Source organism: Streptomyces sp. NRRL S-31 (assembly GCF_000718775.1).
In the GTDB taxonomy this organism is placed as follows: domain Bacteria; phylum Actinomycetota; class Actinomycetes; order Streptomycetales; family Streptomycetaceae; genus Streptomyces.
In genome coordinates this window covers 96,909-111,675 of the sequence record NZ_JOCB01000004.1, presented here as the reverse complement: position 1 = coordinate 111,675, position 14,767 = coordinate 96,909, and the positions used below count along the sequence as shown (strand labels likewise).

The window sequence follows — 14,767 nt, the reverse complement described above, 5'->3', positions numbered from 1 at the left end:
CTCCGGCCTCGGCCGGGGGCGCCCGGCTCGCGCGGCGACCGGGCGCCCCCGGCCGAGGCACGTCCGGCGATGCTGCAAAATTCTCGGCATGGGGATAGTCGCCGGCTTGGACAGCTCACCGGACTTCACGCGCATCGTGGTCTGCGACACGGACACCGGTGCCGTACTACGGCAGGGGTACGCCCCCCACCCGGTGGAGGGCCGGCCCAGTGACATCGACCCGCAGGCCTGGCTGCTGTCCCTGGGCGAGGCGGCGGGGGGCGGTCTGCTGGAGGGCGTGCAGGCCATCGGTGTCTCCGCGCAACAGAACGCGCTGATCGCGCTGGACGCCCAGGGCAACACCGTGCGCCCGGCCATGGCCGGCGGTGACAAGCGCGCCCAGGTGGCGGCGGCCGACCTGGTGGACGCGCTCGGCGGCCGAGGGGCCTGGGCGCAGGCGGTCGGCTGTGTGCCGCAGGCGGCCCAGCCGGTCACCAAGCTGCGCTGGCTCGCCAAGAACGAGCCGGAGAACGCGCAGCGGACCGCCGTGCTCCTCCAGGCCCACGACTGGCTGGTGTGGCAGCTGCTCGGACGGCCCGTGCGGCGGACCACCGACCGCGGCGGGGCCTCCGGCACCGGGTACTGGTCGGCGGCCACCGGCGGTTACCGGCCCGACCTGGTCGAGCTGGCGCTCGGCCACCAGGCGGTGCTGCCGGAGGTGATCGGCCCGGCGGACGCGGCCGGTACGACCCCGGAGGGGCTGCTGATCTCCGCCGGCACCGGGGAGACCATGGCCGCCGCGTTCGGGCTCGGCATCGGCCTGGGGGACGCGGTCGTCTCGCTCGGGGCCTCCGGGTCCGTGATGGCCGTGCACCCCGAGGCGCTCGCCGACCAGTCCGGGATGATCACCTCCCTCGCCGACGCCACCGGCATGCACCTGCCGGTCGTCACCACCCTGAACGCCGTGCGCGCCCTGCGCGGCACCGCCGAACTCCTCGGCCTGCCGGACCTGGAGAGCCTGTCGGAGCTGGCGATGAAGTCCACGCCGGGGTCGCACGGGCTGGTGCTGCTGCCGTACCTGGAGGGCGAGCGGACGCCCAACCTGCCGCACACCGCGGGCACGCTCTCGGGGCTGCGGCGCGAGTCGATGAAGCCCGAGCACCTGGCGCGGGCGGCGTTCGAGGGCATGCTGTGCGGACTCGCGGACGCGCTGGACGTGCTGCGCGGGCGGGGCGTGGAGGTGCGGCGGATCTTCCTGCTCGGCCCGGCCGCCGAGCTGCCCGCCGTACAGGTCGCGGCGCCGTCGCTGTTCGGCGCGCAGGTCGTCGTACCCCAGCCGGCGGACTACGCGGCGATCGGCGCGGCCCGGCAGGCGGCCTGGGCGCTCGGGGTGTCGCAGGGCACCGTCGATCCGCGCACCCCGCCGGCCTGGCAGGGCGCGGCGGCGCAGGTGCTGGAGCCGGGCGAGGACCTGGCCGTCGGGCAGGCGGTGCGGCAGCAGTTCACCGCGGTGCGGGAGCAGACCCACCCGGGGGCGTTCCACTCGTGAGCGGACACGGTGGGGCGTAACACCGCGCATCAGCAAGGGCGCAGGCGCGCGCCCCGCCGGGTTAATCGGTTGGGGTAACGCGGGTGGAGTGTCCGACGATAGGGGCCAGGGGCAGCCGACCAGGCCCCTGTCGCCGACTCCGAGAGACGTAGCGTGCTCATACGACTTCTACGGACCTATCTCAGGCCCTACAAGAAACCCATCACCCTCCTGGTGGTGCTCCAGTTCCTCCAGACCTGCGCCACCCTCTACCTGCCCACCCTGAACGCGGACATCATCGACGAGGGCGTCGTGAAGGGTGACACGGGTTACATCCTGTCCTTCGGCGCCCTGATGATCGGCATCTCGCTGGCTCAGGTCGTGTGCAACATCGGTGCCGTGTACTACGGCGCCCGCACCGCCTCCGCGCTCGGCCGGGACGTGCGCGGTGCCGTCTTCGACCGGGTGCAGTCCTTCTCCGCGCGTGAGGTGGGTCACTTCGGGGCGCCCTCGCTCATCACCCGTACGACGAACGACGTGCAGCAGGTCCAGATGCTGGTCCTGCTGACGTTCACCCTGATGGTGTCGGCGCCCATCATGTGCGTGGGCGGGATCGTGCTGGCCCTCGGCCTGGACGTACCGCTGTCCGGGGTACTGGTCGCGGTGGTCCCGGTGCTCGGCGTCTGTGTGACGCTCATCGTGCGCCGGCTGCGCCCGCTGTTCCGGTCGATGCAGGTCCGGCTGGACACGGTGAACCGGGTGCTGCGCGAGCAGATCACCGGCAACCGCGTCATCCGCGCCTTCGTCCGGGACACCTACGAGCAGGGCCGGTTCGGGAAGGCCAACGCCGAGCTGACCGAGATGCAGCTGGCCACCGGCCGGTTGCTCGCCCTGATGTTCCCGATCGTCATGACCGTGGTGAACCTGTCGTCCATCGCGGTGGTGTGGTTCGGCGCGCACCGGATCGACAGCGGCCGGATGGCCATCGGCGACCTGACCGCGTTCCTCGCCTATCTGATGCAGATCGTCATGTCCGTGATGATGGCCACCTTCATGTTCATGATGGTGCCGCGCGCCGAGGTCTGTGCCGAGCGCATCCAGGAGGTCCTGGGCACCGACTCCAGCGTCGTGCCGCCGGTGGCCCCCGTCACCGAGCTGCGCGCGCACGGGCACCTGGAGATCCGGGGAGCGGGCTTCCGCTATCCGGGTGCCGAGGAGCCCGTGCTGAAGTCCGTCGACCTGGTGGCCCGGCCGGGCGAGACGACCGCCGTGATCGGCTCCACCGGCAGCGGCAAGTCGACCCTGCTCGGGCTCGTCCCGCGGCTCTTCGACGCCACCGACGGCGAGGTCCTGGTGGACGGGGTCGACGTACGGGAGGTCGGCCCGGCGCTGCTCGCGCGGACCGTCGGGCTGGTGCCGCAGAAGCCGTACCTGTTCGCCGGCACGGTCGCCACCAACCTGCGCTACGGCAACCCGGACGCGACCGACGAGGAGCTGTGGCACGCGCTGGAGGTGGCGCAGGCCAAGGACTTCGTGAGCAAGCTGGAGGGCGGCCTGGACGCGCCGATCGCGCAGGGCGGCACCAATGTCTCCGGCGGCCAGCGGCAGCGGCTCGCCATCGCCCGCACGCTGGTGCAGCGCCCGGAGATCTACCTCTTCGACGACTCCTTCTCGGCGCTCGACTACGCCACCGACGCGGCCCTGCGCGCCGCACTGGGCCGGGAGACCGCCGAGGCGACCGTCGTCATCGTCGCCCAGCGGGTGGCGACCATCCGGGACGCCGACCGGATCATCGTGCTGGACGAGGGCCGGGTGGTCGGCTCCGGCCGGCACGCGGAACTGATGGCGACCAACGAGACCTACCGGGAGATCGTGCTCTCCCAGCTGACGGAAGCGGAGGCCGCCTGATGGCCGGTCCCATGGGACGCATGATGGCCGGGGGACCCGACCAGCGCTCGATGGACTTCAAGGGGTCGGGCAAGCGGCTCGTCGCCCGGTTCCGACCGGAACGGCTCACGATCTACGGCCTGCTGCTGTGCGTGGTCGTCAGCGTGGGCCTGAGCGTGATCGGGCCGAAGATCCTCGGCAAGGCCACCGACCTGGTGTTCGCCGGCATCATCGGCCGGCGGATGCCGGAGGGCGCCACCAAGGAGCAGGTGCTCGCCTCCATGCGCGAACGCGGCGAGGGCCGCGTCGCGGACATGCTGAAGGGCACCGACTTCACCCCCGGCAAGGGGATCGACTTCGGCGCCGTCGGGGACGTCCTGCTGCTCGCGCTCGGCACCTTCCTGGTGGCGGGCCTGCTGATGGCGATCGCGACCCGGCTGGTGAACCGGGCCGTGAACCGCACGATGTACCGGCTGCGGGAGGACGTGCAGGGCAAGCTGTCGCGGCTGCCGCTGTCGTACTTCGACAAGCGCCAGCGCGGTGAGGTGCTGTCCCGGGCGACGAACGACATCGACAACATCGGGCAGACGCTCCAGCAGTCGATGGGCCAGCTGATCAACTCGGTGCTGACCATCGTCGGCGTGCTCGTGATGATGTTCTGGGTGTCCTGGCTGCTGGCGCTGGTCGCGCTGGTGACCGTACCGCTGTCGTTCGTGGTCGCCACCCGGGTCGGCAAGCGGTCGCAGCCGCACTTCGTGCAGCAGTGGCGCACCACCGGCAAGCTGAACGCGCACATCGAGGAGATGTACACCGGGCACACCCTGGTGAAGGTGTTCGGCCGCCAGGAGGAGTCGGCGCGGCAGTTCGCCGAGCAGAACGACGCGCTGTACGAGGCCGGGTTCAGGGCGCAGTTCAACAGCGGTGTCATGCAGCCGCTGATGATGTTCGTGTCGAACCTGAACTACGTGCTGGTGGCGGTCGTCGGCGGGCTGCGGGTCGCTTCCGGCTCGCTCTCCATCGGTGACGTCCAGGCGTTCATCCAGTACTCGCGGCAGTTCTCGATGCCGCTGACGCAGGTCGCGTCGATGGCGAACCTGGTGCAGTCCGGTGTCGCCTCGGCCGAGCGGATCTTCGAACTCCTGGACGCGGAGGAGCAGGAGGCGGATCCGGTGCCGGGCGAGCGGCCGGAGCGGGTGCGCGGGCGGGTGCGGCTGGAGCACGTGTCGTTCCGCTACGAGCCGGAGAAGCCGCTGATCGAGGACCTCTCGCTCACGGTCGAACCGGGGCACACGGTGGCGATCGTCGGCCCGACCGGCGCGGGCAAGACCACGCTGGTCAACCTGCTGATGCGGTTCTACGACGTGTCAGGGGGCCGGATCACGCTCGACGGTGTCGACATCCGGAGGATGTCCCGGGACGACCTGCGCGCCGGGATCGGCATGGTGCTCCAGGACACCTGGCTGTTCGGCGGCAGCATCGCCGACAACATCGCGTACGGCGCGTCGAGAGAGGTCACCCGGGGGGAGATCGAGGAGGCCGCGCGGGCGGCGCACGCCGACCGGTTCATCCGGACGCTGCCCGACGGGTACGACACCGTGATCGACGACGAGGGCACGGGGGTCAGCGCCGGTGAGAAGCAGCTCATCACCATCGCGCGGGCGTTCCTGTCCGACCCGGTGATCCTGGTGCTGGACGAGGCGACCAGCTCCGTCGACACCCGCACCGAGGTGCTCATCCAGAAGGCGATGGCCAAACTGGCCTCCGGCCGCACGTCGTTCGTGATCGCGCACCGCCTGTCGACCATCCGGGACGCGGACACGATCCTGGTGATGGAGAACGGCTCGATCGTCGAACAGGGCGCGCACGCGGAGCTGTTGGCGGCCGGCGGGGCCTACGCCCGGCTGTACGAGGCCCAGTTCGCGCAGGCCGTGGCCGAGGTGGACTAGGGGGTGGGGGGCCGCCGCGCGCGGCGGTCCCCCTCAGTCCAGATAGCCCCTCAGCTGGTCCGCGAAGGCGTGGTCCCGCAGCTTGTTGAGGGTCTTCGACTCGATCTGCCGGATGCGTTCACGGGTCACGCCGAAGATGCGCCCTATCTCCTCCAGGGTGCGCGGGCGCCCGTCGGCCAGCCCGTACCGGAGCTGGACGACCTTCCGCTCGCGCTCCCCGAGGGTGGACAGCACCGCTTCCAGGTGCTCGCGCAGCAACAGGAAGGCGGCGGACTCCACGGGACTCGCCGCGTCCCCGTCCTCGATGAGGTCGCCGAGGGCGACGTCGTCCTCCTCGCCGACCGGCGCGTGCAGCGACACCGGTTCCTGGGCGAGGCGCAGCACCTCGCCGACCCGCTCGGGTGCCAGGTCGAGGTGGGCGGCGACCTCCTCCGCGGTCGGTTCGCAGCCGCGTTCCTGGAGCATCCGCCGCTGGACGCGGACCACCCGGTTGATCAGTTCCACCACGTGGACCGGGACGCGGATGGTGCGGGCCTGGTCGGCCAGGGCGCGGGACATGGCCTGGCGGATCCACCACGTGGCGTAGGTGGAGAACTTGTAGCCACGGGCGTAGTCGAACTTCTCCACGGCCCGGATGAGTCCGAGGTTGCCCTCCTGGACGAGGTCGAGCATGGTCAGCCCGCGGCCGACGTACCGTTTGGCGACGGAGACCACCAGCCGCAGGTTCGCCTCGATGAGCCGCCGCTTGGCCATCCGGCCCAGTACGACGAGCCGGTCCAGGTCGTGCGCCAGCCGGCTGTCCAGGTCGGGGGTGCTGCCCAGCTTCTCCTCCGCGAAGAGGCCGGCCTCCACCCGGCGGGCGAGTTCCACCTCCTCGGCGGCGGTGAGCAGCGGGATGCGGCCGATCTCGCGCAGGTACTGGCGGAACAGGTCGGCCGAGGGGCCACCGGTCTCGGGCCGGGCGGCGGCCGGGACCTCGGCCTCCGCGGGTTCGTCCGGTTCCTCCGCGAGCGCCTCGGCGGGCGGTTCCGTGTCCGGATGCTGGTGGGCGCGGTCCTGCGGGGGTACGGCCGCGAGGACGTCGGTCCGCGCGTCGGGCTCCTCCGCGGCGGTGCCGGTGGTGCTCGTGGTGGTGCCGGCGGTGCTGGTGGCTCTGGTGCTGGTGGCGGTCTCGGCGACGGTCTGGGTCTGCACGGGGGGCGACCTCCAGGGAGTTCGCTGCTGAAGGCGTGCGGCAGCGGTATGCGGGAGCGGAGAGTCGACGGCCTGCGCTCCGCGGACTCGGGCACCGCCCCCAGTGTGGGGTACGACACAACACCGCCACGAGGGGCGTGCGGTGACTTTTTGCGTCCGGTCGGTGACCGGGTGGTTACCCGGCCCGCCGGACTATGCGGCCGGCAATCGCCGCGGTGACGGGCGCCGTCAGAGCGCCTCCGCGCCCCGCTCCCGCAACGCCTGGTCGTACTGCTGGAGGACCCAGACCTCGTTCTGCACGGCGGCCAGCCGGGCCGGGTCGCCGTCGGCGGCGAGGCGGGTCAGCTGGGACTGGATGTCGCGGATGCGGCGCTCCACGGCGCGGCGGCGGATCTGGACCAGGACCGTGCCGGCGTACGTCTCGTCCACCGTGCGGCGCAGGATCGGCTCGACGGCCAGCTCGGTGACCATCGCGCGGACCGTGTCGTCCGGCGCGGCCTCGCGGACCCGGACCAGGTACTCCTGCGGGTCCTCGACGCCGTACTCCGCGCCGCCCGCCTCCGCGACCGCCTGGCGCACGGCCGTGTACGGCGGGGCCGTGAACTCGTCCAGGCCGTAGGCGTCGAAGGCCGGGGAGACCAGCTCGGGGCGCTGGAGGGCGAGCTTGAGCAGTTCGCGTTCGGCGGCGAAGACCGGGTTGCGCAGGGTCAGGGCCGGGCCGGAGGTCGTGGGGCGCGGTGCCTCGGCCCACTGCCGCTCGGCCGGACGGGACCGCCCCTGCGTCTGCGGGCCCCCCTTGCCGCCCTCGCGGGCCCAGCGGGCCAGCTGGGCGACCCGGCGGACCACGAACTGGGTGTCGAGGATGCCGAGCAGGCCGGCCAGCTCCACGGCGACCTCGTGCTGGGCACCGCTGTTCTTGATCTTGGCGACGACCGGGGCGGCCTCGTCCAGGGCGGCGGCCCGGCCGGCCGGGGTGTCCAGGTCGTACCGGCTCACGATCTGGCGGAGCGCGAACTCGAAGAGCGGGGTGCGGGGCTCGGCCAGGTCGGCGACCGCCTCGTCGCCCTTGGCCAGGCGCAGGTCGCACGGGTCCATGCCGTCGGGCGCGACCGCGATGTACGTCTCGGCGGCGAACTTCTGGTCGTCCTCGAAGGCGCGCAGCGCGGCCTTCTGCCCGGCCGCGTCACCGTCGAAGGTGAAGATCACCCGCGCCGAGCCGTTGTCCATGAGGAGCCGGCGCAGGATCTTGATGTGCTCGCCGCCGAAGGCCGTGCCGCAGGTCGCGATGGCCGTGGTGACGCCGGCCAGGTGGCAGGCCATGACGTCGGTGTAGCCCTCGACCACGACCGCCCGGCTGGACTTGGCGATCTCCTTCTTCGCCAGGTCGATGCCGTACAGCACCTGGCTCTTGCGGTAGATCGCCGTCTCGGGGGTGTTGAGGTACTTCGGCCCGGTGTCCGCCTCGTACAGCTTGCGGGCGCCGAAGCCGACGACCTCGCCGCCGATGTCCCGGATCGGCCACATCAGCCGCCCCCGGAAGCGGTCGATGGGCCCCCGGCGGCCCTCCTGGGACAGCCCCGACAGCAGCAGCTCCTTGTCGGTGAAGCCCTTGCCGCGCAGGTAGCGGGTGAGGTGGTCCCAGCCCTGCGGGCTGTAGCCGACGCCGAAGTGGACGGCGGCGGCCTGGTCGAAGCCGCGCTCGGCGAGGAAGATCCGGCCGGTCTCGGCCTCGGGGCTGGTGGCGAGCTGCTCGGCGTACCACTGCGCGGCGGCCTTGTGTGCCTCGACCAGGCGGATGCGCTCGCCGCGCTGGTGGGCCGGGTTGTACCCGCCCTCCTCGTACCGCAGGGTGATGCCGGCCTGGGCGGCCAGCCGCTCCACCGCCTCGGAGAAGGAGAGGTGGTCCACCTTCATCACGAAGGTGATGGTGTCGCCGCCCTCCTGGCAGCCGAAGCAGTGGAAGAGTCCCTTGCTCGGGCTGACCTGGAAGGACGGCGACTTCTCGTCGTGGAACGGGCAGAGTCCCTTGAGGTTGCCGCCGCCCGCGTTGCGCAGCTGGAGGTACTCGGAGACCACGGCGTCGATCGGGACCGCGTCCCGTACCGCCTTCACGTCCTCGTCGTTGATCCGTCCTGCCACGGGTGAATTCTACGGGGACGCGGTGACAGTGCCGGTGCGCGCGGAGGTCAGGAGGTGAGGTCGTCCAGGGGTACGCGCGGGTCGGAGAGCGCCTCGACGTTCACCCGGGCCCGGGAACGGATCAGATTCTGGATGCGCTCTGTGACATCCCACACGTTCACGTTCATCCCGGCCAGCACGCGGCCCTCCCGCACCCAGAACGCGATGAACTCGCGCTTTCCGGCGTCGCCCCGGATCACCACCTCGTCGTACGACCCGGGCGGCGCCCAGCCGCTGTACTCCATGCCCAGGTCGTACTGGTCGGTGAAGAAGTACGGCACGCGGTCGTGGACCACCTCCCGGCCCAGCATCGAGCGGGCCGCGGCCGGGCCGCCGTTCAGGGCGTTCGCCCAGTGCTCCACCCGCAGCCGGGTGTCGAACAGGGGAAGCGGGAAGGACGCCACGTCGCCGGCCGCGTAGACGTCGGGGTCGGACGTGCGCAGCCGCTCGTCGACGACGATGCCGCCGCCGTGCGCCCGGTCGGCGATCTCCAGCCCCGCCGCCTCCGCGAGCGCGGTCCGCGGGGCCGCTCCGATGGCCGCCAGCACGTCGTGCGCCGGGTGCTCCTCGCCGTCGTCCGTGCGGGCCGCGAGGACCATGCCGTCCTGGCCGACGATCTCGGTGAGCCGGACGCCGAAGCGGAAGCGGACGCCGCGTTCGCGGTGCAGCTCGGCGAAGACGTTGCCCAGCTCGGGGCCGAGGACGCCGTGCAGCGGGGTCGGCGACGGTTCGATCACCGTGACCTCCGCGCCGTACTCGCGGGCCGCCGCCGCGACCTCCAGGCCGATCCAGCCGGCACCGGCGATCACCAGGTGCCCGTTGTCCCGGCCGAGGTGCTGGAGGACGCCCTTGAGGCGCTCGGCGTGCGCGAGGCGGCGCAGGTGGTGGACGCCCGCGAGGTCGGTGCCGGGGATGTCCAGGCGGCGCGGCTCGGCCCCGGTGACCAGCAGCAGCTTGTCGTAGCGGACGAGGGTGCCGTCGTCACCGAAGCGGACCGTCTTCGCCGCGCGGTCGACGCGGTCCACGGTCTGGCCGAGGTGGAGTTCGACGTCGTTGCGCGCGTACCAGGCGGGCTCGTGCACGAAGACGCTGTCGCGCTCCTCCTTGCCGAGCAGATAGCCCTTGGACAGCGGCGGGCGCTCGTAGGGGTGGTCGCGTTCGTCGCAGATCAGTATCACCCGGCCGCTGAAGCCCTCCGTCCGGAGCGTCTCGGCCGCCTTCGCACCGGCGAGTCCGCCTCCGACGATGACGAATGTCTGATCCGCGTCGACCACTTGATGCCTCCTCGTAAGGGTGCCGCCACATGCGAGCGTCCCGCACGCGGCGTGCTGCGGGAAGAGGGTGTGACCCGATCAGGCCAGGCGGGTCACGTACCCCTCACATATGCCCCGTCAGTCTCCCGTGCAGCGACAGGGCGGAGGCGTCGGTGAGGGAGGCGATCTGGTCGATGATCACCCGCTTGCGGGACCGGTCGTCACCCGCCGCGTCGAACAGCGCCCGGAACTGGGGGTCCAGGCCGTCGGGCGCGCGGGCGGTCAGCGCCTCGGCCAGCTCCGCGACGATCACCCGCTGGTCGGCGCGGAGCCGCTCCTGCTCGGCGCGCTGCATCACGTACCGGTCCGCGACGGCCTTGAGCACCGCGCACTCCAGGCGGGTGGCGCGCGGGACGACCAGCCGGGCGCCGTAGCGGGTGAGCCGCCCGGTGCCGTACGCCGTGCGGGTGGCGGCCTCGGCGGCCAGGCAGAACCGCCCGATGAGCTGGCTGGTGGCGTCCTTCAGCCGGGCCTGGGCGACGGCCGAGCCGTCGTAGCCGTGCGGCCACCACTCCTCGTCCTGGAGCCGGTCGAGGGCCTCGGCCAGCTCGGCGGGGTCGGTGTCAGCGGGGACGTAGCGGCCGACGGCCACCTCGAACACCGCCCGCCGCTCCGGCCCGGAGCGCAGGGAGCCGGGGTCGATGTGACCGGCGTGCAGGCCGTCCTCGACGTCGTGCACCGAGTACGCCACGTCGTCCGACCAGTCCATGACCTGCGCCTCGAAGCAGGTGCGGGTGGCGGGGGCGTGGGCCCGGACCCAGTCGAACACCGGGCGGTCGTCCTCGTACACGCCGAACTTCGGGGACGCCGGGTCGGTGGGGTGGGCGCCGCGCGGCCAGGGGTACTTGGTGGCGGCGTCGAGGGTGGCGCGGGTGAGGTTGAGGCCGACGGAGCGGCCCCCGGTGAAGCGCTTGGGCTCGATGCGGGTGAGGAGCCGCAGGGACTGGGCGTTGCCCTCGAAGCCGCCGCAGTCGTCGGCGAACTCGTTCAGCGCGCTCTCGCCGTTGTGACCGAAGGGCGGGTGGCCGAGGTCGTGGGAGAGGCAGGCCGCCTCCACCAGGTCGGGGTCGCAGCCGAGGGCCGCGCCCAGCTCACGGCCGACCTGGGCGCACTCCAGGGAGTGGGTCAGGCGGGTCCTGGGGCTGGCGTCCCAGGCGGAGCCGCGGGTCCCCGGGGTGACGACCTGGGTCTTGCCGGCCAGCCGGCGCAGGGCGGCGGAGTGGAGGACGCGGGCACGGTCCCGCTGGAAGGCCGTACGGCCCGGGCGCTTGTCGGGTTCGGGGGCCCAGCGTTCGGCCGACGCCTGGTCGTACGCCGAGGAGGGGGAACGTGCGGTGCGGGTACCTGCGGTGCCTTCCATGACTCGACAGTACGGGGCACCCCTGACATACGGGCGCCCTGCGGGGGCTGGGCGGGGGTGTCTGCGGGGTGGCCGGGTGCCCCACGGGGTGGCTGAGGAGGTTGGGTGCGCTGCGGGGTGCGGAGTGCTGCCGGGCCTCCTGCCGGAGTCGGGGCGCAGTGCCGGGGCGGGGTGTCGGGTGTCCTTCAGGCCGAGGCCAGTTGGGGCTCTCGTGCCCGTTGTGTCTGTTCGTAGCGGTGGAGGACCAGGCGTGCCATCGCCTCGTGCGCTCCCAGTGGTGCCGACGCGAGCCACGGGGAACCGGCCGCGCACTGGGCCGCGAAACGGCCCGGCGCCGTGAAGCAGGACGCGACGGCCACCCGGTGCCGGCCGCGGGCCGCCAGGGCGCGCAGGGCCGTGGGGACGGCCGGGGACGCGGCCGAGGCGTACGCGGGGACGACGGGGACGCCCAGGCGGTCGGCCAGCAGGCGGGCCGTGCGGCGGGTGTCGGCGGCCGAGTCCGGGTCGCGGGAGCCGGCCGCGGCGAGGACCACGGCGGTCGACCGGCGCCCGGTGTCCCCCAGGGCGGCAGGCCAGCCCGCCTCGAGCAGCCGGGCGTGCAGGGCCTCGGCGAGCAGCGGGTGCGGTCCGAGCGGCGCGGCCACGCGCGCGCGGACGCGGGCGGCGGCGGCCAGCTCGGGTATGTCCCGCTTGACGTGGTGGCCGCGGGCGAGGAGGAGCGGGACCAGGACGGCGGGCGTGTCGCCGAGGGCGGCCAGGGTGGCGGGGAGCAGCGGCTCGTTCAGCTCGATGTGGCCGAGGCGCACGGCGAGGCCCGGGCGCAGCCGCCGTACCCGTGCCGCCAGGGCCCGTACGGTGGTGAGCGCCCGGGGGTCGCGGCTGCCGTGGGCGACCAGGACCAGGGCGGGCGGTGCCGGGCGGCCGGGTGGGAAGGCGGGCCCGCCGCCGGGGCCGGGTGGGATCGAGGCCGTCATGGCACGATACTGACCGCCGCGGATTGCACCCCCGTTGCCGCGTGGTCACGGGCCTTTTCCGTCCGGTCACCGCGGGCGGGCGCGGGCTGTGAGGCGAACCGGATCGGGGCCGGCCGCGTCCTCCTTGACCGGAAGCGATCTCTGGGGGGCGGATGAAGGCGCGTCGACCACGGCTGCCGCGCACGCGTACCGGGCAGCGGCGGCTGGTGCAGGCCGTGATGGCCGGGTGCGTGCTGGCGCTGACACCGGTGACGTGGCTGTACGTGTCCACGGCGGACCGGCTGCGGACGGTGGCGGACGTGCCGCGCGCCGAGGTGGCGGTGGTGTTCGGGGCGGGGCTGTGGCACGGGGAGCCGTCGCCGTACCTGGCGCACCGGCTGGACGCGGCGGCCGAGCTGTACCGGGCCGGGCGGATCGAGGTCGTGCTGGTCACCGGGGACAACAGCCGCGAGGACTACGACGAGCCCGACGCCATGCGCGCCTACCTCACCGAGCACGGCGTGCCGGACGCGCGCATCGTCGGCGACTACGCCGGGTTCGACACCTGGGACTCCTGCGTCCGGGCCCGGAAGATCTTCGGCGTGGACCGGGCGGTGCTGATCAGCCAGGGCTTCCACATCCGGCGGGCGGTGGCGCTGTGCGAGGCCGCGGGGGTGGACTCGTACGGCGTCGGCGTCGACGCCGTGCACGACGTGACCTGGTACTACGGCGGCGCCCGCGAGGTGTTCGCGGCGGGCAAGGCGGCGCTGGACGCGGTGTTCCGGCCCGACCCCCGGTTCCTCGGGCCGAGGGAGCCCGGGGTGGGCGAGGCCCTGGCGCGAGCGCGGGACTGAGCATGGAGCCGATGGAGCTGACGCCCGCCGAGCGCCGGGTGCGGGAGGCGTTCCCGCTCGGCGAGGGGGTGGACTTCCGGCAGGGCGACGACGACCCCGCGCGGGGCGCCTCGTGGGGCCCGGAGCGCACGCTCCGCGCCGAGGTGCTGCGGGACCTGCTGCTGGACGGACCGGTGCGGGACGGCCGGACGGCCGGTCTGAAGGTGACGGGCGCGCGGATCACCGGGCGGCTGGACCTCAAGTACGGCGCGGTAGGCCACCCCGTCCGGCTGCGCTCGTGCCACTTCGCGGAGGCGCCCGACCTGTACGGGGCGCGGATCGGCGCCCTGGTCCTCAGCGGCTCGGTGCTGCCGGGGCTGACGGCCGGGAACCTGCGCGCCGAAGGGGTGGTGCGCGTGACCGGCTGCCGGTTCACGGGGCCGGTGCGGCTCCAGGGGGCGAAGCTGTCGGCGGCGTTCTTCGCCGACGGCGCGCGGCTCGGCGAGCCCGGCGAGGACCCCGGGGAGGCCGTGCTCCAGCTCAACCACGCCGAGGTGGGCACGGATGTGTGGGCCCCGGGCCTGGTCGCGCACGGGCGGGTCCACCTGAACGGGGCGGTGGTCCGGGGGCAGGTGAACCTCGACGACGCGGAGCTGACCGCTCCGGGCCGGACGGTGCTGCACGCCGAGGTCCTGGTGGTCGGCACCGACGTGCACGCCATGCGGCTGCGCACCCGGGGCCGGGTGAACCTGGCCGGTGCCCGCGTCCCCCGCCAGCTGAACCTCGCCCACGCCCGGCTGTCCGACCCGGGCGGGACGGCCCTGCGCGCCAGCAGCGCGGTGATCGGCGAGCTGTGGCTGCGCGACGCCGCGCCCGTCGAGGGGACGGTCAATCTGCGCCGCGCCCAGCTCGACCTGCTGCACGTGCCGCCCGAGGTGTGGCCGGACCGGGTCCGGATCGACGGGCTCGGCTACCGGGTGCTCACCCCGCACCTCCCGGCCGAGCGGCGTCTGCCGCTGCTGGAGCGCGAGCAGGACGGCTACCTCCCGCAGCCCTACGAGCAGTTGGCCACCGCCTACCGCACGGTCGGGGACGACGCCGCCGCGCGCACCGTCCAGCTTGCCAGGCTCCGCCGCCACCGCCGTACCCTGCCGCCGTACGCCCGGCTGTGGGGCTGGCTCCAGGACGCGGCCGTCGGCTACGGGTTCCGCCCGCTGCGGGCCGCGGGCTGGCTGCTGTTGCTGCTGTGCACCGGCACGCTCGCCTTCGCCCTGCACCGTCCGCCCGCGCTCAAGCCCGCCGAGGCGCCGGTGTTCAACCCGTTCGTCTACGCCCTCGACCTGCTGCTGCCGGTCGTCGACTTCGGCCAGGGGAGCGCGTTCGCGCCGCGCGGCTGGTACCAGTGGCTGTCGTACCTGCTGATCGCGACCGGCTGGGTGCTGGCCACCACGATCGCGGCGGGCGTCACCCGCTCCCTGAACCGGCAGTAGGAGCCCCTCCCCCGGACGGCTCCGGACGGTCCGCGGCCTTGGCGCCTCGGCCGGCCTCACGCCGCCGCCGGGCCGGCGGGGAGGCGGCCGTGCCGGGCGTGTAACC

At 73.4% G+C, this 14,767-nt stretch carries 9 protein-coding genes and 1 pseudogene; 5 read left to right on the top strand and 5 right to left on the bottom strand.

Translation table 11 applies throughout. The annotated features are described in order from the left end of the window. Positions 1 to 88: 88 nt before the first annotated feature. The 3 genes from IF37_RS0103315 (at position 89) to IF37_RS0103305 (ending at position 5,340) form a co-directional block, all read left to right on the top strand. Positions 89 to 1,528, top strand: a complete 1,440-nt coding sequence (locus IF37_RS0103315) for an FGGY-family carbohydrate kinase (RefSeq protein ID WP_030735776.1) — start codon at positions 89 to 91, stop codon at positions 1,526 to 1,528. Between the two features lie 153 nt (positions 1,529 to 1,681). After that, positions 1,682 to 3,415, top strand: coding sequence for an ABC transporter ATP-binding protein (locus IF37_RS0103310; protein WP_030735773.1), 1,734 nt, complete (start codon positions 1,682 to 1,684; stop codon positions 3,413 to 3,415). Next, on the top strand, positions 3,415 to 5,340 hold the full coding sequence (locus IF37_RS0103305; RefSeq protein ID WP_030735772.1) for an ABC transporter ATP-binding protein: 1,926 nt from the start codon (positions 3,415 to 3,417) through the stop codon (positions 5,338 to 5,340). Before IF37_RS0103310 ends, IF37_RS0103305 begins: the two co-directional genes overlap by 1 nt. 33 nt (positions 5,341 to 5,373) lie before the next feature. Here IF37_RS0103305 and IF37_RS0103300 read toward each other — a convergent pair. The 5 genes and pseudogenes from IF37_RS0103300 to IF37_RS0103280 all read right to left on the bottom strand — a co-directional run bounded on the left by IF37_RS0103300 (position 5,374) and on the right by IF37_RS0103280 (position 12,359). After that, positions 5,374 to 6,653 (bottom strand): annotated as a pseudogene (locus IF37_RS0103300) (RNA polymerase sigma factor). Between the two features lie 109 nt (positions 6,654 to 6,762). After that, positions 6,763 to 8,673: a DNA primase gene (gene dnaG / locus IF37_RS0103295; RefSeq protein ID WP_030735768.1), complete on the bottom strand. Its 1,911-nt coding sequence runs from the start codon at positions 8,671 to 8,673 to the stop codon at positions 6,763 to 6,765. A 47-nt stretch (positions 8,674 to 8,720) separates the two neighbouring features. Beyond that, the gene (locus IF37_RS0103290) at positions 8,721 to 9,986 is read right to left on the bottom strand and encodes an NAD(P)/FAD-dependent oxidoreductase (protein WP_030735766.1); all 1,266 of its coding nucleotides are present in this window, start codon (positions 9,984 to 9,986) and stop codon (positions 8,721 to 8,723) included. 103 nt (positions 9,987 to 10,089) lie between these two features. After that, the gene (locus IF37_RS0103285; RefSeq protein ID WP_030735764.1) at positions 10,090 to 11,385 is read right to left on the bottom strand and encodes a deoxyguanosinetriphosphate triphosphohydrolase; all 1,296 of its coding nucleotides are present in this window, start codon (positions 11,383 to 11,385) and stop codon (positions 10,090 to 10,092) included. A 185-nt stretch (positions 11,386 to 11,570) separates the two neighbouring features. Further along, complete coding sequence (locus IF37_RS0103280; RefSeq protein WP_052844955.1) at positions 11,571 to 12,359, bottom strand: sirohydrochlorin chelatase; 789 nt, start codon at positions 12,357 to 12,359, stop codon at positions 11,571 to 11,573. 152 nt (positions 12,360 to 12,511) lie between these two features. Here IF37_RS0103280 and IF37_RS0103275 point away from each other — a divergent pair, with 152 nt between their 5' ends. Both IF37_RS0103275 and IF37_RS0103270 read left to right on the top strand, forming a co-directional pair. Then, positions 12,512 to 13,192, top strand: a complete 681-nt coding sequence (locus tag IF37_RS0103275) for a vancomycin high temperature exclusion protein (RefSeq protein ID WP_030735760.1) — start codon at positions 12,512 to 12,514, stop codon at positions 13,190 to 13,192. Positions 13,193 to 13,194: 2 nt separating this feature from the next. Continuing rightward, entirely contained in the window at positions 13,195 to 14,661 is a 1,467-nt protein-coding gene (locus IF37_RS0103270; protein ID WP_030735758.1) for a hypothetical protein, read from the top strand. Positions 14,662 to 14,767 lie beyond the last annotated feature (106 nt).